Source organism: Streptomyces sp. NPDC055103 (assembly GCF_053607625.1).
This window is the reverse complement of the sequence record NZ_JBSGTX010000024.1, coordinates 44227-67063: the sequence shown is the minus strand read 5'-3', so window position 1 is coordinate 67063 and position 22837 is coordinate 44227. Positions and strand designations below refer to the sequence as shown.

The 22837-nt window shown below is 71.1% G+C and carries 17 protein-coding genes and 1 tRNA gene; 9 read left to right on the top strand and 9 right to left on the bottom strand.

The features are described from left to right. Positions 1-79 precede the first annotated feature (79 nt). The 6 genes from ACWFR1_RS17415 to ACWFR1_RS17390 all read left to right on the top strand — a co-directional run bounded on the left by ACWFR1_RS17415 (position 80) and on the right by ACWFR1_RS17390 (position 8135). Positions 80-967 carry an AraC family transcriptional regulator gene (locus ACWFR1_RS17415; protein ID WP_453551903.1) on the top strand — a complete coding sequence of 296 codons (888 nt, stop codon included), beginning with the start codon at positions 80-82 and terminating at the stop codon, positions 965-967. Between the two features lie 11 nt (positions 968-978). Next, complete coding sequence (locus tag ACWFR1_RS17410; protein ID WP_453551901.1) at positions 979-1320, top strand: chorismate mutase; 342 nt, start codon at positions 979-981, stop codon at positions 1318-1320. Further along, positions 1320-2306: an asparaginase gene (locus ACWFR1_RS17405; protein ID WP_453551898.1), complete on the top strand. Its 987-nt coding sequence runs from the start codon at positions 1320-1322 to the stop codon at positions 2304-2306. The genes ACWFR1_RS17410 and ACWFR1_RS17405 overlap by 1 nt, the downstream gene beginning before the upstream one ends. Before the next feature lie 81 nt (positions 2307-2387). Then, positions 2388-4874, top strand: coding sequence for an aminopeptidase N (pepN, locus tag ACWFR1_RS17400; RefSeq protein WP_453551895.1), 2487 nt, complete (start codon positions 2388-2390; stop codon positions 4872-4874). 439 nt (positions 4875-5313) lie between these two features. Further along, entirely contained in the window at positions 5314-6711 is a 1398-nt protein-coding gene (locus ACWFR1_RS17395; RefSeq protein WP_453551892.1) for a pyridoxal phosphate-dependent decarboxylase family protein, read from the top strand. Then, a complete protein-coding gene (locus ACWFR1_RS17390) occupies positions 6708-8135 on the top strand; it encodes a lysine N(6)-hydroxylase/L-ornithine N(5)-oxygenase family protein (protein WP_453551890.1) in 1428 nt (475 codons plus the stop codon). The genes ACWFR1_RS17395 and ACWFR1_RS17390 overlap by 4 nt, the downstream gene beginning before the upstream one ends. A 3-nt stretch (positions 8136-8138) precedes the next feature. Here ACWFR1_RS17390 and ACWFR1_RS17385 read toward each other — a convergent pair whose 3' ends face one another. Next, complete coding sequence (locus tag ACWFR1_RS17385) at positions 8139-9935, bottom strand: bifunctional metallophosphatase/5'-nucleotidase (protein ID WP_453551888.1); 1797 nt, start codon at positions 9933-9935, stop codon at positions 8139-8141. Positions 9936-10107: 172 nt separating this feature from the next. Here ACWFR1_RS17385 and ACWFR1_RS17380 point away from each other — a divergent pair, with 172 nt between their 5' ends. Together ACWFR1_RS17380 and pyk are read left to right on the top strand one after the other, a co-directional pair. Next, positions 10108-10794 (top strand): SIMPL domain-containing protein, encoded by a 687-nt coding sequence (locus ACWFR1_RS17380; protein ID WP_453551885.1) that lies wholly within the window; start codon positions 10108-10110, stop codon positions 10792-10794. Between the two features lie 146 nt (positions 10795-10940). Beyond that, the gene (gene pyk / locus ACWFR1_RS17375; protein WP_453551882.1) at positions 10941-12368 is read left to right on the top strand and encodes a pyruvate kinase; all 1428 of its coding nucleotides are present in this window, start codon (positions 10941-10943) and stop codon (positions 12366-12368) included. An 84-nt stretch (positions 12369-12452) separates the two neighbouring features. Here the strand turns inward: pyk and ACWFR1_RS17370 are convergent. Then, positions 12453-12525: transfer RNA gene (locus ACWFR1_RS17370), tRNA-Leu, on the bottom strand. 116 nt (positions 12526-12641) lie between these two features. On the opposite strand from ACWFR1_RS17370, the gene ACWFR1_RS17365 reads away from it, so the two are divergent. After that, on the top strand, positions 12642-13298 hold the full coding sequence (locus tag ACWFR1_RS17365) for an ANTAR domain-containing response regulator (RefSeq protein WP_453551880.1): 657 nt from the start codon (positions 12642-12644) through the stop codon (positions 13296-13298). A 73-nt stretch (positions 13299-13371) separates the two neighbouring features. Here the strand turns inward: ACWFR1_RS17365 and ACWFR1_RS17360 are convergent, their stop codons facing one another. The 7 genes from ACWFR1_RS17360 to ACWFR1_RS17330 all read right to left on the bottom strand — a co-directional run bounded on the left by ACWFR1_RS17360 (position 13372) and on the right by ACWFR1_RS17330 (position 22768). Further along, positions 13372-14088, bottom strand: a complete 717-nt coding sequence (locus tag ACWFR1_RS17360; RefSeq protein WP_453551877.1) for an ABC transporter ATP-binding protein — start codon at positions 14086-14088, stop codon at positions 13372-13374. Then, complete coding sequence (locus tag ACWFR1_RS17355; protein ID WP_453551874.1) at positions 14085-15146, bottom strand: ABC transporter ATP-binding protein; 1062 nt, start codon at positions 15144-15146, stop codon at positions 14085-14087. The genes ACWFR1_RS17360 and ACWFR1_RS17355 overlap by 4 nt, the downstream gene beginning before the upstream one ends. 2 nt (positions 15147-15148) lie before the next feature. Then, positions 15149-16990, bottom strand: coding sequence for a branched-chain amino acid ABC transporter permease (locus ACWFR1_RS17350; RefSeq protein ID WP_453551872.1), 1842 nt, complete (start codon positions 16988-16990; stop codon positions 15149-15151). Next, positions 16987-17916, bottom strand: coding sequence for a branched-chain amino acid ABC transporter permease (locus ACWFR1_RS17345; RefSeq protein WP_390485253.1), 930 nt, complete (start codon positions 17914-17916; stop codon positions 16987-16989). The genes ACWFR1_RS17350 and ACWFR1_RS17345 overlap by 4 nt, the downstream gene beginning before the upstream one ends. Positions 17917-18032: 116 nt before the next feature. Then, positions 18033-19268, bottom strand: coding sequence for a branched-chain amino acid ABC transporter substrate-binding protein (locus ACWFR1_RS17340; RefSeq protein ID WP_453551869.1), 1236 nt, complete (start codon positions 19266-19268; stop codon positions 18033-18035). A gap of 653 nt (positions 19269-19921) precedes the next feature. Beyond that, complete coding sequence (locus ACWFR1_RS17335) at positions 19922-20407, bottom strand: hotdog fold thioesterase (RefSeq protein WP_453551866.1); 486 nt, start codon at positions 20405-20407, stop codon at positions 19922-19924. Between the two features lie 78 nt (positions 20408-20485). Then, the gene (locus tag ACWFR1_RS17330) at positions 20486-22768 is read right to left on the bottom strand and encodes an FdhF/YdeP family oxidoreductase (RefSeq protein ID WP_453551863.1); all 2283 of its coding nucleotides are present in this window, start codon (positions 22766-22768) and stop codon (positions 20486-20488) included. Positions 22769-22837 lie beyond the last annotated feature (69 nt).

Here is a 22837-nt window from a genome sequence, read left to right as displayed (position 1 = left end):
CTCACTTTTGCCCTCTGGCGGTGAGCCGGTCCATGGACAAAGATCGTCGAAGTTTGGACGTTACGGAGGGGCCCGCCGCATGTACCACACCTGGATGCGCTACTTCACGCCGAGCCCCGTCCACCACCGCCTCGGCCTCGTCTGCCTCGGCGTGGGGCTCCAGCACGGCACCCTGCCCACCGTCGGGCCCCGCACGCTCGACCACCACGTCGCCGTCGTCGTCTCCGCCGGCAGCGGCTGGTACCGGGCGGCCGACGGGCGCCGCACCACCGTCACCGCCCCCGCCCTCATCTGGCTCACCCCCGGCACCCCCCACCACTACGCCGCCGACGCCGGCACCGGCTGGGACGAGGCCTTCGTCGACTTCACGGGCCCCGCCACCGCCACATACACCGAGCTCGGCTACATCGAGCCCGACCGGCCCGTCGTGCCCCTCTCCGACGCCGCCCCCGCCCGCGCCGCCATCAGCCGCATCGCCCGCGCCGCCCGCCCCGGCAACCCCCTCCTGGAGGTCGAGACCGGCGCCGCGGTCCACGAACTGCTCGTCGCCCTGCGCCGGGCCCGCGCCGACACCAACGCCGACGGCGACCCCGTCCTCGCCGCGCTCGCCCGCGACGCCTTCCAGCCGCTGTCCGTCGCCGAACACGCCGCCCGGCACGGCATGACCGCCGCCGAACTCCGCACCGCCGTCCGCCGCGCCGCCGGCTGCAGCCCCAAGGACTACCTGCTCACCGTCCGCCTCGGCCGCGCCAAGGAGCTCCTCGCCGCCACCGAGCTGCCCGTCGCCGCCGTCGCCCGCCGCGTCGGATACGACGACCCCGCCTACTTCTCCCGGCTCTTCACCCGCCGGGTCGGCACCGCGCCCATCCGCTTCCGCGAGCAGCAGGGCCGCTCCGTCCACGGCGGCTGGAGCAACCGCGTTCCGGATCCCGAACACCCGCCCACGATCCTGCCGAGATCCGTCTAAGCTCGCAGATCATGAGCGACTCCACCCGCCCCCACGAGCCCACCCCGCCCCGCGCGGTCGACGACTCCGTACGGGCCGAACTGACCCGGCTCCGCGAGAGCATCGACAACATCGACGCCGCGCTCGTGTACATGCTCGCCGAGCGCTTCAAGTGCACCCAGCAGGTCGGCGTCCTCAAGGCCGAGCACAAGCTGCCGCCCGCCGACCCCGCCCGCGAGTCCCGCCAGATCGCCCGCCTGCGGGAACTGGCCGAGAGCGCGAAACTGGACCCGGCCTTCGCGGAGAAGCTCCTGAACTTCATCATCGCGGAGGTCATCCGCCACCACGAGACGATCGCGGACGGAGCACGCTGATGGCGCGCGTCACTGTCTTCACCCTCGGAGGGACCATCTCCGCGCGAGGCGGTGACGCGGCCCGTATGACCGGCCAGGAGGTAGTGGCCGGTCTCGGCGCGCCCGAGGACGTCGTCCTCCGCGACTTCCGGCGGGTCCCCAGCTCCTCCCTCACCCACGAGGACCTCGCCGCGCTCGCCGCCGAGGTCCGCGCGACCGTCGCCGACGGCTCCGGCGTGGTCGTCGTCCAGGGCACCGACACCCTGGAGGAGACCGCGTTCCTCCTCGACCTGCTCTGCACCACCGAGCAGCCGATCGCCGTCACCGGTGCCATGCGCCGCCCCGACCTGCCCGGCGCCGACGGCCCCGCCAACCTCGCCGCCGCGCTCGCCGTCGCCGCCGACCCCGCCTGCCGGAACCTCGGCGTCCTCGTCGTCCTCGCCGACGAGATCCACACCGCCCGCCTCGCCCGCAAGACCCACACGACCTCGGTCACCACCTTCGGCTCGCCCGGCGCGGGCCCCATCGGTACCGTCGTCGAGGGTGAGCCCCGGATCCTGCTCCGCCCCGCCGTCCCCGCCGCGGCCTGCCCGCTGACCTTCGACCCGTCGGTACGGGTGGCCCTGCTGACCCTCTCGCAGGGCGACCGCGGCGAACTCCTCGAAGCCGTCGACCACCGCTTCCAGGGCCTCGTCGTCGCCGCCTTCGGCGCCGGCCACGTCCCCGCCTGGTTCGTCGAGCCGCTCGCCGAACTCGCCCGGCGCGTCCCGGTCGTCCTCGCCTCCCGCACCGGCGGCGGAACGACCCTCTCGCACACCTACCGCGGGCCCGGCTCCGAATACGACCTGCTGCACCACGGACTCATCCCGGCCGGCCCCCTCGACCCCGCCAAGGCCCGGATCCTCCTCCACGCCCTGCTCTCCAGCGGCGCGTCCGGCCCCACCGGCTACGACCGCCCACGTATCACGGCCGCCTTCGCCCACCTGGACGGCTCCGGACTCGCCTAGGGAGTACGCGGCGGGGGGCAGGCCCCGCCTCTTCGCCTACCTCTGTACCCCTCAGGAAGTCCATCAGGCAGCATGGGCCCCATGTCCGTACTGACGCGCGACGAAGCGCAGACCCGTGCCCAGCTCCTCGACGTCCACCGCTATCTGGTGGACCTCGACCTCACCACCGGCGCCGAGACCTTCGAGTCCACCAGCACCGTCCGATTCACCGCCCGCGCCGCCGGGAACACCTTCGTCGAGCTCAAGCCCGAGACCCTCCACTCCGCCACCCTCGACGGAGAGGCCCTCGACACCGCAGCTCTCACCGGCAACCGGCTCCCGCTCCGCCTCACCGAGGGCGAGCACGAGCTGAGCCTCACCACGACCATGCGGTACTCCCGCACGGGCGAGGGCATGCACCGCTTCACGGACCCCACCGACGGCGAGTCGTACGTCTACACGCAGCTCTTCATGGAGGACGTCCAGCGCGTCTTCGCCGCCTTCGACCAGCCCGACCTGAAGGCCGTCTTCGAGCTGACCGTCACCGCCCCCGAGGGCTGGACCGTCCTCGCCAACGGCATCACCGAGCAGCAGGCCGACGGCCGGTGGAAGGCCGCCCCCACCCAGCTGCTCTCCACCTACTTCGTCTGCGTCGCCGCAGGACCCTGGCACTCGGTCCGCACCGAGCACGCCGGGCTCCCCTTCGGCATCCACTGCCGTCGCTCCCTCGCCCCCCACCTCGACGCCGACGCCGACGAGATCCTCGCCGTCACCAAGGCCTGCTACGACCGGTACCACGAGAAGTTCGACGAGCCGTACCCCTTCGACTCGTACGACCAGGCCTTCGTCCCCGAGTTCAACTCGGGCGCCATGGAGAACCCCGGACTCGTCACCTTCCGCGACGAGTTCGTCTTCCGCTCCGCCGTCACCGTCACCGAGCGGCAGACCCGCGCCATGGTCATCGCCCACGAGATGGCCCACATGTGGTTCGGCGACCTCGTCACCCTGCGCTGGTGGGACGACATCTGGCTGAACGAGTCCTTCGCCGAGTACATGGGCTACCAGACCGTCAACGAGGCCTGCGCCGACCTCTTCCCCGACACCTGGGTCGACTTCGGCGTCATCCGCAAGGCCTGGGGGTACGAGGCCGACCAGCGGCCCTCCACCCACCCCGTCGCCCCGGACCCGGAAGCCGTCCCCGACACCGCGTCCGCGCTCCTCAACTTCGACGGCATCTCCTACGCCAAGGGCGCCTCCGCGCTCCGCCAGCTCGTCGCCTGGCTCGGCGAGAAGGACTTCCTCGCCGGCATCCACATCCACTTCAAGCGGCACAGGTTCGGCAACGCCACCCTCGCCGACTTCATCGACAACCTCGCCGCCGCCACCGACCGCGACGTCCACGGCTGGGCCGAGCGGTGGCTGCGCACCACGGGCGTCGACACGCTCACCCCGCGCCTCGACGGCGAGGGCGGCCGCTGGCGGCTCACCGTCGACCGGCAGGGCAGCCGGCCGCACCGCGTCGACGTCGGCGTCTACGACCGGGACGCCTCGGGCGACCTCGTCCTGCGCGAGCGGCGCGAGATCGACGTCCCGCAGGAGGCGCCCGCCGAACTGACCGGCCCCCGCCCCACCCTCGTCGTCGTCAACGACGAGGACCTCACCTACGCCAAGCTCCGCTTCGACGAGGTCTCCGAGGAGTCCGCCCTGCGCGGCCTCTCCCGCATCCCCGACGCGCTGACCCGTGCCGTCGTCTGGAACGCGCTGCGGGACATGGTCAGGGACGGCGACCTCGCCCCCGCCGAGTACCTGGAGGTCGCCCTCGCGCACCTCACCGCGGAGACCGAACTCGCGCTCGTCCAGGGCGTTCTCGGCTTCGCCCGCACCCAGATCGCCGACCAGTACGTCACCGAGGCCGAGCGCCCCGCCGCCCTGGCCACGATCCGGGAGATCGCCCGCGCCCTGCTGCGCCGCACCGAGGACGGCGAGGCGCCCGGCCTGCGGCTCACCGCCGTGCGCGCGCTCATCGACAGCGCCACCACCCCCGACCAGATCTCCTCCTGGCTGGCGGAGGGCACCGTCCACGGCGGCCCCGAGCTCGACCCCGAGCTGCGCTGGCGGATCCTCTCCCGCCTCGCCGTCCTCGGCGCTGTCGACGAGACGGCGATCGCCGTCGAGCTGGCGCGCGACAGGAGCGCCACCGGCCAGGAGGGCGCCGCCCTCTGCCGGGCCGCCCTCCCGGACCCGGCGGCGAAGGCGGCCGCCTGGTCGGCCCTCTTCGACACGGACGACCTGTCGAACTACCTCTTCACCGCCACCGCCCGGGGCTTCTGGCAGCCCGAACAGGCCGAGCTCGTACGGGAGTACGTGCCCCGCTTCTACGCAGCCGCCACCGCCCTCGGCAACCGCCGAGGCGCCGCGATGGCCGAGGCGGCGGGTCGCTACGCCTTCCCGTCGTACGCCGTCGACGCCGACTCCCTGGCCCTCGGCGAGGCCCACCTGACCACCGACACGATGATCCCGGCCCTCCGCCGCAAGCTGGTCGACCAACTCGACGACCTCCGCCGAGCCCTGCAAGCCCGCAAGGCCTGACCCACCCGCCCGACGGGGTCCGCCGCCCACCCACGGTCGTGTGGTCCTGCGCCCGACGGGGCGCTGCCCACCCACCCGTGGTCCTGCGCCCTTCGGGGCGCCTCCCACCCACCCGTGGTCCTGCGCCCTTCGGGGCGCCGCCCACCCCGCCCCCGTTGAGCGCCTCGCCCGACGGGGCGCTGTCCCCCCCCCGTTGTGGGCATTCGTCCCGCTGGGGCGGGACGGGTGGGCACAACGGGACGGCGCCCCTTGCCGGGCCTAGGCTTCCGCGCCTGCACCCGCACCCGGTGTGCGCCGCGCTGGCGGTGCGGGCCCGACCAGGGGGCCGACCCCCAGATGGGGCCCGCCCGCAAGGCGGGGGCGGGCCCGTGTCCCCCGTTCGGGTCACAACCGCCGACTCCCCGCGCACGCCCCGCCAGGGCCCGGCACCCTGTCGTCCATGCGTGCCGCACCCCCACCCCTCGCCGGAGGCCGCCCCGGCGCCGATGCCCTCCGCCCCCTCCTGGACACCGTCCTCGACGCCCTCCGTACCGGCGCGGAGGAGCGAGGCGGCCCCCTCCCGGCCGGCGGGCCGGAGGCCGTCGCGGCACGGGTGGCCGCCCTCGGAGCCGTACTCCCCGAGACCGGCACCGGCCCCCACGAGGCCCTCCGCACCCTGGTCACGGCGCTCGCCGCCGGCGCCGCCGACCCCGCGCACCCGCTCTGCGCCGCCCATCTCCACACCCCGCCCCTCGCGCTCGCCGCCTCCGCCGACCTCGCCGCCTCCGCGCTCAACCCCTCCATGGACTCCTGGGACCAGGCCCCCGCCGCCTCCGCCCTGGAGGCCGGGGTCACGGCGGCCCTCGCCGCCGAGGTCTACCCGGCGGCGGCGAGCGCCCCCGACGCCCTCGTCACCACCGGCGGCACCGAGTCCAACCAGCTCGCCCTCCTGCTCGCGAGGGAGCGCCACGCCGGGCACGGCGGCCCGGTCAGGACCGTCGTCGGCGCCAACGCCCACCACTCCTTCCACCGCGCCGCCTGGCTCCTCGGCCTCCCGGCCCCGGTCACCGTCCCCACCCCGCACGGCATCCTCGAACCGGCCGCCCTGGCCGAGGCACTGACCGCCACCCCCACCGCCGCCCCCGTCCTCGTCGTCGCCACCGCCGGCACCACCGACGAGGGCCTGATCGACCCGCTGCCGCAGCTCGCCGACGTCTGCGCGGCCCACGGCGCCGAGCTCCACGTCGACGCCGCCTACGGAGGCCCCGTCCTCCTCAGCCCCACCCACCGCCGACTCCTCGACGGCCTCGACTGGGCCCGTACCGTCACCGTCGACCTGCACAAACTCGGCTGGCAGCCCGCCGCCGCCGGACTCCTCGCCGTCCGCGACGCCGCCGACCTCGCCGTACTTGGCCACACCGCCGACTACCTCAACGCCGACGACGACACCGAGGCCGGCCTCCCCGACCTCCTCGGCCGCTCCCTGCGCACCACCCGCCGCCCCGACGTCCTCAAGACCGCCGTCACCCTCCGCGCCCTCGGCCGCTCCGGCCTCGGTGCCCTCGTCGACGCGTGCATGACCCTCGCCCAGGACCTCGCCGACCTCGTGGAGAAGACCCCCGGCCTCGACCTGCGTGCCCGGCCCACCCTCACCACCGTCCTCTTCCGGCCGGCGGAGGCCACCGACGAGACCGTCGCCGCGATCCGCCGCACCCTCCTCGCCGAGGGCCGCGCGGTCCTCGGCCGCGCCGAGGCGGACGGCCGCCTCTGGCTCAAGGCCACCCTGCTCAACCCCCACGCCACCCCCGGCGACCTGGCACAGCTCATCACCCTCGTGGAAGGCAGCACGCACCGATGACCGGCAGCACCGGCAGCACCCCCAAGGACGACGAACTCGACCGGCCCCACGACCTGGTGGGTGTCGGCATCGGCCCGTTCAACCTCTCGCTCGCGGCCCTCGCGCACGGCGTCCCCGGCGGCCTCGCCGCCACCTTCTACGAGCAGCGCCCCGCCTTCCACTGGCACCCCGGCCTCCTCATCGAGGGCGCCACCCTCCAGGTCCCCTTCCTCGCCGACCTGGTGACTCTCGCGGACCCCGCGAGCCCCTGGACCTTCCTCAACTACCTGAAGAGCCGCGAGCGCCTCTTCCCCTTCTACTTCGCCGAGAAGTTCCACATCCAGCGCGCCGAGTACGACGCGTACTGCCGCTGGGCCAGCGAGCGGCTCCCCGGCCTCCACTTCGGCCACCAGGTCGACTCCGTCCGCTGGAACCCCGAGCGCCACCTCTTCGAGGTCGACTTCACGCAGATCGACCCGGAAGGCGAGGCCGAGGCCCTCGGCCGGGCCTACACCCGGAACGTCGTCCTCGGCGTCGGCACCGAGCCGTACGTCCCCGAGCCCCTCCGCCCGCTCGCCGACGCCCCCGGCGTCCCCGTGTTCCACTCCGCCGACTACCTCGCCCACCGCGAGACGCTCGTCGCCGCCGGCCACGTCACCGTCATCGGCTCCGGCCAGTCCGGCGCCGAGGTCTTCCTCGACCTCCTCCGCCACCGCCCCGCCGGCGCCGAGAGGATCCACTGGCTCGCCCGCACCGAGGCCTTCGCCCCCATGGAGTACTCCAAGCTCGGCCTGGAGCACTTCACCCCCGACTACACCCGCTACTTCCACGCCCTCCCCGAGCCCGTACGCGGCGAACTCGTCCCCCGGCAGTGGCAGCTCCACAAGGGCATCGACGCCGACACCATCACCGCCATCCACGACGAGCTCTACCGCCGCACCCTCCACGGCGGCTGGCCCGAGGCCGTCCTCACCCCCGGCGTCCGCGTCCGCACCGCCGGACGCGTCGCCACCACCCAGGTCGAACTGCACCTGGAACACCTCCAGCAGGGCACCCGTTCCCGGCTCACCACCGACGCCGTCGTCCTCGCCACCGGTTACCGCGAACGCCCCGTCGACCGCATGCTCGCCGGCCTCGACCCGTACCTCCGCCACGACGCCGCCGGCCGCGCCCGCATCGACGAGCGCTACCGCCTCGTCCTCGACCCCTCCGTCACCGGCTCCGTCTACGTCCAGAACGCCGAGAAGCACACCCACGGCGTCGGCGCCCCCGACCTCGGCCTCGCCGCCTGGCGCAGCGCGACCATCCTCAACGCGATCACCGGCAAGGAGCCCTACCCGCTGCCGCGCCGCACGGCCTTCACCAGCTTCGGCCTGGAGACGCGAGAGGCGCCGAGCATCCCGGCCCAGGACCGGAAGCTGACGCCTCTCACACAGAACGTCTAGCGGCTAGAACACCGGCACGCCGTCCCGGGTCAGCTTCCAGTCCACCGAAGCGAACAGACCCGGGTCGACCGTGCCCTTCGCCGTCACCCACTGGATGATGGTGTTGCGGATCTCGTCAGAGTTGGCCCACAGCTGCTGGGCGTTCGCGATGTGCGGGAACGCGCCGCCGCCGCTCGCCCGGTAGTTGTTGACCGCGAGCACGAACCGCGCCGCCGGGTCGAGCGGCTTGCCCTCGAAGGACAGGTTCACGATCCGCGAGCCGGCCGGCTTCGCGATGTCGATCTCGTACGTCAGACCCGACACGGCGTCGTAGTTGTAGTCCGGCGTCCCGCCCGCGTTGGTCAGCAGCGCGGTGTCCACCGGCGCCCCCGCCGCGGTCTGGACGTAGTACTTCGCCGAGTACTCCAGGTACTCCTTCAGCTGGGCGCCCGTCATCAGCCGGGCCTCCAGGGTGTTCTCGAAGGGGTACAGGCCGGCGGCGTCCTTGATGGTGACCTGGCCGGCCGGGATCCGGGCCGTGCGCGAGAAGCAGGAGGCCTGCGAGAGCACCGGCAGCGCCGCGTGCTCGCCGCCCGCGAGGGCCGCCTTCACCGTCTCGGCCTGGACCACGTTGATCAGGTCGATGATCGGCTCGTCCTTCCACGGCGCGTCGGCCGTGGTCATGGCCGCCGTGGAGGTGCCGATGACCTGGTTGACGTACGCGACGACCTTCTCGTGCTCGTCCGCGAGCAGCCCGGTGATCTCCGGGTCCTCCGCCACCGTGTTGGAGTTGAGGACCTGCGCGCCGACCTTCTCGACGACCCAGCGGCCCTGCTCCCACACCAGGTCGAAGTCGAAGAGGGTGAGGCGCTGGCCCCACTTGAGCGGCTCGGACAGGACGACGTCCTTGCCGGTCTCCTTGTTCTTCACCCGGTACTCCGGGATCTCGGTGTGCGCGTGACCCACGAGGATCGCGTCGATGCCCGGCACCTGCTCGGCGACGAGCCCGGCCGCGTTCTCGATGTGGGGGAGCTGGTCACCGTACGAGGAGGTGCCGCTGGAGCCGGAGTGCGCCGAGACGACGACCACGTCCGCGCCCATCGAGCGCAGCTTCGGCACCCACTTCGCGGCCTGCTCCTCAAGCCCCGGGAAGACCATCCGGCCGCTGACGTTCGCCTTGTCCCAGATGGCGATGCCCGGGTTGGTCAGGCCGAGTATCGCGACCTTCACGTCCTTGCCGTGCGGGGTGCGCAGCCGGTGCATGCTGTACGGGGCGAAGGCCGGGCGCAGGGTCTTCGCGTCGAGCGCGTTGGCGCCGAGCAGCGGGAAGTCGCACTGCTCCTCGAACTTCCGCAGCACCGGGATGCCGTAGTTGAACTCGTGGTTGCCGAGCGCGGCGGCGTCGTAGCCGATGGCGTTCATGGCCTGGGCCATCGGGTGGACCGGGCCGCCGGCCTTCGTGATGGGGTCGACCTTGGCGTAGTAGTACGACAGCTGCGTGCCCTGGATGGTGTCGCCCGCGTCGATGAGGAGGGTGTTGCGGCGGCCCTTGGCGGCGCGGACCTGGTCGACGAGGGTGGAGATCTTGGCGAGGCCGATGTCGTTGTGCGCCTTGTCGTCGAACTCCTTGTCCGTGAAGTAGTCCCAGTTGAAGACGTTGCCGTGCAGGTCGGTCGTCCCCATCACGGTGAACGAGTACCGCTTGGCCGGCCTGGGGCGGGGACCGTGGGCCTCGGCGGGGGCGACGGTCCCCGCGGTGAGGGCGGCTCCGGCTCCGACGGCGACGGAGCTCTCCAGGAACGTCCGGCGGTTCAACGGCATGTGCTTCTCCTCGGTTCGGTGGCGTTGGCGCGGGCATGCGGTCGAGCCTGGTCGAGCACGCACAACGCGCGTAGATTCTGGCTCAGGCGGCACGTCGGCAACAGCCCTTTCGGGTTACGGAGTGGGAAAGTGTTCGGTGGACGATCGTTACCGAGCATGGAGGAGTCAGGACGTGACGCAGGAACACGCGACCCCGGTGGCCCCGCAGGTGACGGTGCGTGGCGAGGGCCGGCTGGAGGTCGACCCGGAGTTCGCCCGGATCTGGGTGACGGTCTCCGCGCGCGGGACGGACCGCTCGGCGACGCTCGCGGAGCTGACCCGACGGAACGCGTCGGTGCTCGACCTCGTCAAGGCGCAGGGGGAGGCGGTCGGGAAACTGGAGACGGGCCGGTTCTCGATCTCGCCGGAGCTCGGCAGGCGCGGGCGCGGCGAGCGGGTGCACGCCTTCGTGGGCCGGGTGCGGATCACGGCCGAGCTGACCGACTTCACGGCGCTCGGGGAGCTGGTGACCCGTCTCGCGGATCTGGAGATGACGGGCGTCGACGGCCCGTGGTGGGAACTGCGGCCCGACTCCCCGGCGTACGCGGAGGCGCGGCGCCTCGCGGTGACGGAGGCCGTGCAGCGGGCGCGGGCGTACGCGGAGGCGCTCGGCACCTCGCTCGCCTCACTCCTCGAACTCTCGGACGCCGGCCTCGCGGGGACCGGGACGGCGTCGATGCCGCCGGTCTTCGCCGCGGCGCCGGCGGGCTTCGCGGCGGAACGGGCCGGCGAGGCGCCTCCGCTGGACCTCGAACCGCAGCGGCGGACGGTCACGGCCGAGGTCGTCGCGCGCTTCACGATGGTGCCGCCCGCACTCTGAGACAGGGCGCGCGAGGGCACGGAAATCGCTCATCGGAGCACCCCGGCGCACAGATTCAAGTCTTGTCAACAGCCTTTCACGGAAAGGTTGTTGAGTAGTCATGTCCGGCCGATTTCCTACTGATGGGTAAGGCCTACTCTCGACTCATGCGCCGAGCGAAAATCGTTTGTACCCTTGGGCCCGCCACCGAAACATACGACCAGATCAAGGCGTTGATCGAGGCCGGAATGGACGTGGCCCGCTTCAACCTGAGTCACGGCACGTACGCCGAGCACGAGGAGCGCTACCGGCGCGTCCGCAAAGCCTCCGACGAGACCGGCCGCAGCGTCGGTGTCCTGGCCGACCTTCAAGGCCCGAAGATCCGTCTCGGCCGCTTCCGTGAAGGTCCCGTACTCCTTGAACGCGGCGACGAGTTCACCATCACCGTCGAGCCGATGGAAGGCGACCGCCACTGCTGCGGGACGACCTACTCCGGCCTCGCCGCGGACGTGACCTCCGGCGAGCGCATCCTCGTCGATGACGGCCGCGTCACCCTGGAGGTCACCTCCGTCGACGGGCCCCGCGTGAACACCCTGGTCATCGAGGGCGGCATGGTCTCCGACCACAAGGGCCTCAACCTGCCGGGCGTCGCCGTCTCCGTACCCGCCCTGTCCGAGAAGGACATCGAGGACCTCCGCTGGGCCCTGCGCATCGGCGCCGACGTCATCGCCCTCTCCTTCGTCCGCAGCGCCCGGGACATCGTCGACGTCCACCGGATCATGGACGAGGAGGGCCGCCGCCTGCCCGTCATCGCCAAGATCGAGAAGCCGCAGGCCGTCGAGAACATCGAGGAGATCGTCGCCGCCTTCGACGGCATCATGGTCGCCCGCGGCGACCTGGGCGTCGAGATGCCCCTGGAGCAGGTGCCGATCGTCCAGAAGCGGGCGGTCAAACTGGCCAAGCGCAACGCCAAGCCGGTCATCGTCGCCACCCAGATGCTCGACTCGATGATCGACAACTCCCGCCCCACGCGCGCCGAGGCGAGCGACGTGGCGAACGCGGTCATCGACGGCACCGACGCCGTCATGCTCTCCGGCGAGACCAGTGTCGGCCGCTACCCGATCGAGACGGTCCGCACCATGAGCCGGATCGTCGAGGCCGCGGAGGAGGACGTCCTCGCCAAGGGGCTGCCCCCGCTGACCGAGCGCAACAAGCCCCGCACCCAGGGCGGCGCCGTCGCCCGGGCCGCCGCGGAGATGGGCGACTTCCTCGGGGCCAAGTTCCTCGTGGCCTTCACCCAGTCCGGTGACACGGTCAAGCGGCTCTCCCGCTACCGCTCGCCGATCCCGCTGCTGGCCTTCACGCCGGACCCGGCGACACGCTCGCAGCTCAACCTCACCTGGGGCGTCGAGACCTTCCTCGGCCCGCACGTCGAGTCCACGGACGCGATGGTGGCCCAGGTCGACGAGGAGCTGCTGCGGATCGGGCGCTGCCAGAAGGGCGACATCGTGGTCATCACGGCCGGTTCCCCGCCGGGTGTCGCCGGCTCGACGAACCTGGTGCGGGTCCACCACATCGGTGAGCCCCTGACATGAGCCGTCCGTGCTCGGCCTGCTGGTCAGTGGGCCGTCCGGCGGAGCGGGCGACGCCCGTCTCAAACCTTGGAATCAAAGGTAAAGTGCCCCGGGTGGGATTCGAACCCACGCTGTATGGTGTTTGAGACCACTGCCTCTTCCGCTGGGCTACCGGGGCATCCTTCGAAACGAAGGTCGGTGATCACCCGCCGTGCCCCTACCTTACAGGAGGTAGGTAGGCTCATGGGGAGCTGTATCCGCCTCCGAAACGAGGCCATGGAACGAGGAGCCCGCGTGACCGCCCCCGAGTCGCCCCAGCCCGCCGACGACGCCGAGCCGTCGCACGTCCCGCCGCTGACGACCCGCGTCGTCATCGCCGAGGACGAGGCGCTCATCCGCCTCGACCTCAAAGAGATGCTGGAGGAGGAGGGCTACGAGGTCGTCGGTGAGGCCGGAGACGGCGCCACGGCCGTCGAGCTCGCTCGCGAGCACCGCCCCGACCTCGTCATCCTGGACGTCAAGATGCCCGTCCTCGACGGCATCTCGGCCGCCGAGAAGATCGCGGGCGAGTCCATCGCCCCGGTCCTCATGCTGACCGCCTTCTCGCAGCGCGAGCTCGTCGAGCGGGCCCGGGACGCCGGCGCCATGGCGTACCTGGTCAAGCCGTTCAGCAAGAGCGACGTGGTGCCCGCCATCGAGATGGCCGTCTCCCGCTTCGCCGAGCTGCGCGCCCTGGAGAAGGAGGTCGCCGACCTCTCCCTCCGCCTGGAGACCCGCAAGCTCGTGGACCGCGCCAAGTCGATCCTGCAGACCCAGTACGGGCTGACGGAGCCGGCCGCGTTCCGCTGGATCCAGAAGACCTCCATGGACCGGCGCATGTCGATGCAGCAGGTCGCCGAGGCGGTCATCGAGGACGCCGAGGAGAAGAAGGCGGCCAAGGGCCAGCAGTAGCCCCCCGTACGGAAGAAGGCCCGCCCCACGTCACTGTGGGGCGGGCCTTCCGTCTGTGTGCTGACCGGGGCGATCAGTCCTCGCCGAGGTAAGCCTTGCGGACGGACTCGTCGTGGAGCAGGTTCTGGCCCGTGCCCGAGAGCACGACCTTGCCGATCTCCATGACGTGCCCGTGGTCCGCCAGGGCGAGCGCGGCCTGGGCGTTCTGCTCGACGAGCAGGATGGTGGTGCCCTGGGCCTTCAGCTCGGCGATCGTCGCCATGATCTTCTGCATCATGATCGGCGAGAGACCCATGGAGGGCTCGTCGAGCATGAGCAGCTTCGGCTGGGACATCAGCGCCCGGCCCATGGCGAGCATCTGCTGCTCACCACCGGAGAGCGTGCCGGCGGCCTGCTTGCGACGCTCGCCCAGGATCGGGAAGAGGTCGTAGGCGCGCTGGACGTCCTTGGCGATGCCCGCGGTGTCCTTCCGGAGGAAGGCGCCGAGGAGGAGGTTCTCCTCGATCGTCATCCGGGGGAAGATGTGCCGGCCCTCGGGGGAGTGGGCCAGACCCAGCGAGACGATCTTGTGCGCGGGGACCTTGCGGAGGGACTTGCCCTCGAACTTGATCTGGCCGCCGACCGGCTTGAGGAGCCCGGAGAGGGTCCGCAGGGTGGTCGTCTTTCCGGCGCCGTTGGTGCCGATGAGCGTGACGACCTCACCGGCGTCGACGGAGAAGGAGATGCCCTTGACGGCCTCGATCTTTCCGTAGGCGACGCGCAGGTCCTCGACTTCGAGCAGTGCGGTCATGCGTCTTTCTCCTTGCCCGAACCGGGGTCTTGCGGGGTGTCCTCCGAGGTCTCCTCGGCGTCCGGGGTCTCGTCGGCCGGGGTCTCCTCCGAGACCGGGGCCTCAGGGGCCTCAGGGGCCTCGGGGGCGTCGTCCTCGGCGTCGGCGTCGGCGTCGGCGTCAGCTTCCGCGTCGGCGTCGGCGTCGGCGTCAGCTTCGGCTTCCGCGTCGGCATCGGCGGCCGCGGCCGGGGCCGGGGCCGCGCCGGTGTCGACCGGCTCGCCCAGGTACGCGGCGATGACCCGCTCGTCGCCCTGGACGGTCGCGCTGTCGCCCTCGATCAGCTTCTCGCCCTGGACGAGCACGGCGACCCGGTCGCAGAGGTTGAAGATGAACCGCATGTCGTGCTCGATGACGAGCACGGCGATGCCCATGTCCCGGATGGCGAAGATGAGTTCCTCCGCCGCCCGCGTCTCCTGCGGGTTCATGCCGGCCGTGGGCTCGTCGAGCAGGATCAGACCGGGGTCGCTCGCGAGGGCGCGGGCGATCTCCAGCTTGCGCTGCTCTCCGTACGGCAGGTTCTTGGCGAGGTGCTGCGCCTTGTCCTGGAGGCCGATGAACTCCAGGAGCTCCATCGCCCGCTGCGAGGCCTCCGCCTCGGCCTTCTTGAAGGCGGGGAGGCGGAGCAGCGCCGACCAGAGGCCCTGCTTCATCCGGGTGTGGCGTCCGACGAGGACGTTCTCCAGGACGGTCATGTTGTGGAAGAGGCGGATGTTCTGGAAGGTACGGGCGATGCCGGCGTCGGTCACCTTGTAGGACGTGGGCGGCAGGACCTTGCCCTTGTACCGGACCTCACCCTCGGTGGGGACGTAGAGACCGGTGAGGCAGTTGAAGAAGGTGGTCTTGCCGGCGCCGTTGGGGCCGATGAGACCGACGATCTCGCCGCTGTTGACGGTCAGGTTCACATCGCGGACGGCGGTGAGGCCGCCGAAGCGCATGGTGACCCCCCGCGCGTCGAGAACGGCCTCGCCGGCGGCCGGCGTGGTGGTGGCGTCGGCGGTCTTCGTGGTGGTCGTCATGATCAGGCACCTGCCTTGGCGAGCGTGGCGGGCGTCTCGTCGTTCTCGTGGAACTCCAGCTGGTTGCGCCGGTTGGCGATCATGCCCTCCGGACGGAAGCGCATGAGCAGGATCAGCGCGACGCCGAAGGCGAAGAGCTGGTACTCGCCCATGAACTGGAGCTTGTTCGGGATGAGGAAGAGCAGCGAGGCGCCGACCAGGGGACCGCTCATGGTGCCCATGCCGCCGAGGACGACGGCCGCGAGCAGGAAGGCGGAGTTGGGCGGGATCGGACCGGCGAAGAGGTACTGCTCCGGCGTCACCGTGTAGGTCACGTGGGCCTGCACGGTGCCGGCGAGGCCGGCGAGCGAGGCACCGAGCGCGAAGGCGATGAGCTTGACCCGGAAGCCGTTGATGCCCATGGCGAGCGCCGCGGTCTCGTCCTCGCGGATGGCGACCCAGGCGCGGCCGATCCGGGAGTCACCGCTGCGGCGGAAGACCATCACGACGACCGCCATGATCAGCAGCATCAGGAAGAAGTAGTTCGCGAAGCGGCCGATGGTGAAGCCGGCGATCGAGTGCTCGGCGCCGAAGTCGAACCCGAAGATGCTGAGGTTCGGGATGGACGCGATGCCGTTGGAGCCGTTGGTGATGTCGGGACCGGACGTGCCGTCCGTGTTCATCACCGCGATGCGGAAGATCTCACCGAAACCGAGCGTGACGATGGCGAGGTAGTCGCCGCGCAGCCGCAGGGTCGGGGCGCCGATGAGGACACCGAACACCAGGGAGGCTCCCGCGCCGACCAGGATGGCGGCCCAGAAGGGGAAGTGCACGCCGAACGGCGAGGTCGGGGCACCCGAGACGAGGGCGGCCGCGTAGGCGCCGACGCCGAGGAAGGCGACGTAACCGAGGTCGAGGAGACCGGCGAGGCCGACGACGATGTTCAGACCCAGGGCGACCGTGGCGAAGATCAGGATGTAGACGCCGAGCGTCGCGTACTGGTCGTCGGTCTGGGTGAAGGGGAAGAGCGCCGCCGCGGTGAACGCGCCCGCGATGGTGAGGTTCTGGTGCTTCTTGGTGAGCTGCGTGGCCTGCTGCATGAGGCCCGACTTGTTGACCGCGGCGAAGCCGAGGCCGGCCGTGATCAGGAAGCCGAGGAACAGCTCGTCGTACTCGGTGCCGACACCGTAGGTGAAGACGCCGAGCGCCACGGCGAGGATGCCCGTGATGATCAGGAGCTCGACGGAGGAGTGCAGCGGAGGCAGCTTGCGGGCGGGGCCCGCGGTCGCGAACGCGCCCTTGAAGGCCGTCCAGCCGTTGCCGGCCCGGTGCTTGAACTGGTCCCAGCTCGTGTCCTCCGGGTCCACGGGCAGCACCTTCGGCCGCTCGAAGGGGAGGGCGAGGGCGCCGAGGAGGGTGACCAGGGAGGAGAGCGCGACGATCGCGCCGCCCGGCTCCAGGTTGACCGGGCCGCCCAGCTCGACGCTGATCGCGCCGACCGTGAACCAGGTGGTGGCCAGGGTGGCGAGCGCGGCGAGCTTCACGGCCGCGTCGGCGCCGGCCGGGGTCAGCCAGCGGGTGCCCTTGACGCCGTACGACGAGAGGGCGAAGAGGGTGGTCAGCAGGCCCAGGACCAGGACCTGGAGCTGCAGGCCCGCGGGGGAGCCGTAGTACGTGAGGTCACCCGGGAAGGTGGGCGTCCAGGTCCAGGCGAGGAAACAGCCGGCGACCGTGAGGACGGCGCCGCCCAGGACGAGGGCGCGGGCGATCCGCACCGGCACGAAGCCGATGAGCCCGGTCGCTCCGGCCGACGTGGACGGCGCGGCCGCCGTCGTGTTCTCGGAGATGGTGGTCATGGTGCTCACGCCCTGTCCGCGACGCGCTCGCCGAGCAGGCCTTGTGGCCGGGCGAGGAGTACGACGATGAGGAGTACGAAGGCCCAGACGTCGGCCCAGGACTGGCCGCCGAGCTGCTCCATACCGGGGATGTGGCTGACGTACGCCGTCGCCATGGTCTCGGCGATACCGAGGACGACTCCGCCGATCATGGCTCCGTAGATGTTGCCGATACCGCCGAGGACCGCGGCCGTGAAGGCCTTGAGTCCGAGGAGGAAGCCCATCTTGTAGTCGACGACGCCGTACTTGAGGCCGTAGGCGACCGCGCCGACGGCCGCCATCGCGGCGCCGAGGGCGAACGCGATCACGATGATCCGGTCGGTGTTGACGCCCATGAGCTTCGCGGTGTCCGGGTCCTGCGCCGTGGCCTGCATGCCGCGGCCGACGCGGGTCCGCATGACGAAGAAGGCGAGAACGGCCATGCAGATCGGGGCGGCGATCAGGAGGAAGACGTCACCGGTCTGGATGGTGACGGGGCCGAGCTCGATCGGGCCGCCGGGGATCTGCGGGAAGGTCCGGGCGGACTTCGCCTCGGGGTACCACACCCACACCGCGTACTGCAGGGCGAGCGAGAGACCGATGGCCGTGATCAGCGGGGCGAGGCGGGGGCCACCGCGCAGCGGGCGGTAGGCGAACCGTTCCGCGCCGACGGCTATCGTCGTCGCGACGAGCACGGCGCCGATGATCATGACGGGCAGCGCGACCCACATGCTGGTGCCGCCGGGCAGGATGAGCCAGACCGTGAGCGCCCCGAAGCCGCCGGTCATGAAGATCTCGCCATGGGCGAAGTTGATGAGCTGGACGATGCCGTAGACCATCGTGTAGCCGACGGCGACGAGCCCGTACATGGATCCCAGTAGCAGGCCGTTGACCAGCTGCTGCGGCAGTTCGTTCACCGCATTGTCCTCCGAGACTTTCGACGGATGTGACACCGCGCGGGGTGCCTTGTGCGGCCCCCCGCGCGATGAAGGTGGTGCTGAGTGGTGCTGGTGGTGCGGAGTGGGGTGGCGGATCAGCCGCCGAAGGTGTCGGACTTGACCGGCTTGAACGCGCCGCCCTCGACCTTGTAGACCGTCAGCTGCTTGTTGGTGGTGTCACCGAACTCGTCGAAGGCGACCTTGCCGGTCACACCCTCGAAGGAGACGCCCTGCATGGCCTCGACGACCTTGGCGCGCTCGGGGACCTTGCCGCCGTTGCCCTCGGTGGCCTTCTTGACGGCCTCGATGATCGCCCAGGTGGAGTCGTAGGCGTAGCCACCGTAGGCCTCGTAGGCCTCCTTGTAGCCCTTGGCCTTGTAGTTGGTCAGGAACTCCTTGGCGGAGGCGAGGGACTCGATCGGCGCGCCGACCGAGGTCGCGATGTCACCGTTGGTCGCGGCCGCGCCGCCGAGCTTCACGTACTCGGGGCTGTAGATCGCGTCGCCGCCGACGACGACGACCTTCGCGCCGGCTTCCTTGATCTGCTTGGCCAGCGGGCCGGCGGCCGGGTACTCGCCACCGTAGTAGACGACGTCGGCGCCGGAGCTCTTCACCTTGGTCGCGACCGCGGAGAAGTCCTTGGTGTCGGGGTTGATGTGCTCGGTGCCGAGGACCTTGCCGCCGAGCTTCTCGAACTCGCCCTTGAAGGTGCCCGCGAGGCCGGCGCCGTAGGTCTTCTTGTCATCGATGATGAAGGCCTTGGTCTTCTTGGCCTCGCTGAAGACGTACTGGGCGGCGAACGGACCCTGGATGGCGTCGGTGGTCGCGGTGCGGAAGTACGACTTGTAGCCGCGCTTCTTGTCGCCGGAGGACCAGTTGACGCCCTGGCTCAGGGCCGGGTTGGTGTTGGCCGGGGAGACCTGGACCAGCTTCGCGTCGTCGAAGACCTTCTGCATCGACTCCGCGACGGAGGAGTTCAGCGGACCGACGACGCCGAGGACGCTCTTGTCGGCGACGAACTTGGTGGCGTTCTGCTGGCCGGCGGAGGGCTGCGCCTGGTCGTCCAGGGACTCCAGCTTGAAGGTCACGCCCTTGACGTAGGCCTTCTCGTTGGCCGTCTTGACCGCGAGGTCGGCCGAGTTCTTGATGCCCAGGCCGAGGGCGGACAGCTCACCCGTGAGGGGCGCGTCGAGACCGATGGTCACGGTGACGTTTCCACCGTCGCCGCCCTTTTCGGCGCCGCCCTTGTCGTCACGCGATCCGCAGGCGGTGAGGGTGAGTGCACCCGCGGTGACCGCGGTGGTGAGTATGAGCAACGAACGGTTTCGCACGAAGGGTCCTTTCCCTGGCGCGGCCCCCTCGGATGAGGCGGTGCCGTGAAGCTGCGGAGCGAGGGGTGCCGTTGTCGAACGCCGGGCCGTACTGAGGTGGTGCTGGGCCGTGCAGTAGGACGCGCCCGGCGGCGCGGTGACTGGCGGTGACTCTAAGCGCAGGTGGGGAGGGTCGGGGAGCGCCGAGGACATGATGTGACTGTCTTGTTATGCCGACGGGGAAAGAGTGTGCGCGACGGCAGGGAATAACGGGGCATAGGGGTTGGTATCGCGGTGTTCGCATAGTGAGAACATGCAGTTCCGCTAAGGGGCTTGAGCGATTCTTGGTACTGACGGTCCGCTCAGCGGACTCTCCGGATATCGGACAGCGGCAGAAACCTCAGCGGACGAATCGGCCCTTCCGTTCTTCGCGTTTTCCTCCCGTTCGCCCCTCGAACGAAGATCACGGAGAGTGACGGTCGGCGGAATCGAAGGGTGGCGACGAAGAGGGGAGGGGAAGGGGGGAGGGGAAGGGGGGAGGGGAAGGGGGCGGTGAGAGGGATGGTGCAGGGGACGACGGAGAGGACGACGGAGGGGGCGACGAAGGGGACGACGAAGGGGCGGCACTCTCGCGGGTGCCGCCCCTTGACCGTTCGGTCGATCGTCCGTGCGGGTCAGCCGCCCGCGACGATCCCCGCGTCCTTCGTCGTGACCTCGCGCAGCAGGCAGGTCAGCCGCGCCGAGCAGACCCGCCTGCCCTCCTCGTCGCTGATCACGATCTCGTACGTGGCGGTGGACCGCCCGCGGTGCACGGGCGTCGCCACGCCGGTCACGAGGCCGCTGCGCACCCCGCGGTGATGGGTGCAGTTGAGGTCGACGCCGACCGCGATCCGGGACACCCCGCCGTGCAGCATCGAGCCCACGGAGCCCAGCGTCTCGGCGAGCACCGCGGAGGCGCCGCCGTGCAGCAGGCCGTACGGCTGCGTGTTGCCCTCCACCGGCATCGTGCCGACGACCCGCTCGGCCGAGGCCTCCAGGATCTGTACGCCCATCCGGTTGCCGAGGTGCCCGGCGGAGAAGAGCGCGGGCAGGTCGACGCCGAGTGCCGCGTACTCGTCGATGACCTCCTGTGGGAACTTCACGTGCTGCTGTTCACCCATGGCCCGGCTCCGTTCGTCTTCGTACGGCTGGTGATCGCGGTGATCGCCGCGATCGCCGCGATCCGCCTGAGCAAACGCTTAGGCGGAGGGCGATTGTTCCAGACGGACGACCACGGACTTGCTGGCGGGGGTGTTGCTGACGTCCGCGGTGGACTCCAGCGGGATCAGCACGTTCGTCTCCGGGTAGTAGGCCGCCGCGCAGCCCCGGGACGTCGGGTAGTGCACCACCCGGAAGCCGGGCGCCCGCCGCTCCGTCCCGTCCGTCCACTCGCTCACCAGATCCGTGTACGCCCCGTCGGCGAGACCGAGCGCCGCCGCGTCCTCGGGGTGGACGAGGACGACCCGGCGGCCGCCCTTGATGCCCCGGTAGCGGTCGTCCAGACCGTAGATCGTGGTGTTGTACTGGTCGTGCGAGCGGAGCGTCTGGAGGAGCAGCCGGCCCTCCGGCACCTTCGGGTACTCGACGGGCGCGGCCGTGAAGTTGGCCTTGCCGGTCTTCGTGGGGAAGCGACGCTCGTCGCGCGGGCCGTGCGGCAGCGCGAAGCCGCCCGCGTTCGCCGAGAGACGGGCGTTGAAGTCCTCGAAACCGGGCACCACGCGCGCGATGCGGTCCCGGATCGTGGCGTAGTCCGCCTCGAACTGCTCCCAGGGCGTGGCCGATCCGTCCCCGAGCGCGGCCCGGGCCATGCGCGCCACGATCGCCGGCTCGGACAGCAGGTGCGGGCTCGCCGGCGGCAGGTTGCCGCGCGAGGCGTGCACCAGACTCATCGAGTCCTCGACCGTCACGATCTGGCGGCCGCTCTTCTGCACGTCCTTGTCGGTGCGCCCGAGCGTGGGCAGGATCAGCGCGCGCGTGCCCGTGACCGCGTGCGAGCGGTTCAGCTTCGTCGAGACGTGCACGGTCAGGCGCGCGTTCCGCATCGCCGCCTCCGTCACCTCCGTGTCGGGCGTCGCCCCCACGAAGTTGCCGCCCATCGCGAAGAACACCTTCGCCTCACCGTCGCGCAGCGCCTCGATCGAGCGGACCACGTCGTAGCCGTGGTGGCGCGGCGAGACGATGCCGAACTCCTTGTCCAGGGCGTCGAGGAAGGCCGGTGCCGGGCGCTCGAAGATCCCCATGGTCCGGTCGCCCTGCACGTTCGAATGGCCGCGCACCGGGCACACGCCCGCGCCCGGCCGCCCGATGTTCCCGCGCAGCAGAAGGAAGTTGACCACCTCGCGGATGGTCGGCACGGAGTGCTTGTGCTGCGTGAGCCCCATCGCCCAGCAGACGATCGTCCGCTCCGAGGCCAGCACCATCTCCAGGGCCCGCTCGATCTCGGCGCGGTCGAGCCCGGTCGCGGCGAGCGTCTCGTCCCAGTCGGCCGCCCGCGCCGCCGCGGTGAACTCCTCGTACCCGTGGGTGTGTTCCCGTACGAACTCCTCGTCGACCGCCCCGGGCGTCTCCAGGACCAGCTTGTTGAGGAGCCGGAAGAGGGCCTGGTCGCCGCCGATCCGGATCTGGAGGAAGAGGTCGGTGAGCGCGGCACCCTTGAGCATGCCCTGCGGGGTCTGCGGGTTCTTGAACTTCTCCAGACCGGCCTCGGGCAGCGGATTGACCGAGATGATCTTCGCTCCGGCGGCCTTCGCCTTCTCCAGGGCCGAGAGCATCCGGGGGTGGTTCGTGCCCGGGTTCTGCCCGGCCACGACGATCAGGTCCGCCCGGTGCAGGTCCTCCAGGGAGACACTGCCCTTGCCGATGCCGATGGTCTCGGTCAGCGCCGAACCCGAGGACTCGTGGCACATGTTGGAGCAGTCCGGCAGGTTGTTCGTGCCGAACTCGCGGGCGAAGAGCTGGAGCAGGAACGCCGCCTCGTTGCTCGTCCGGCCCGAGGTGTAGAACAGCGCCTCGTCGGGGGAGCCCAGGGCCCGGAGCTCCTCGGCGATGATCGCGAAGGCCCGCTCCCAGGTCACCGGCTCGTACCGCTCGCCGCCCTCCGGCAGCAGCATGGGCTGGGTGATCCGGCCCTGCTGGCCCAGCCAGTACCCGCTGCGGGTCGCCAGGTCGGCCACCGGGTGCGCGGCGAAGAACTCCGGGGTCACCCGGCGCAGCGTCGCCTCCTCGGCGACCGCCTTCGCGCCGTTCTCGCAGAACTCGGCGACGTGCCGCTTGTCCTCCTCGGGCCACGCGCAGCCGGGACAGTCGAAGCCGTCCTTCTGGTTGACCTTGAGCAGGGTGCGCGCGGTGCGCCGCAGCCCCATCTGCTCCTGCGCGATCCGCAGGGTGTGCCCGATGGCGGGCAGGCCCGCCGCGGCGTGCTGCGGCGCCGAGACCTGCGGTGCGTCCTGGACCGGGTCGCCGGCCGGCGGCTTGCTGACCATCGCGCTCTCCCTTGAGCGGTAGACCTGTGGTGTACGTCTCCGATCCTGTCACGCGGCACCGACACGGAG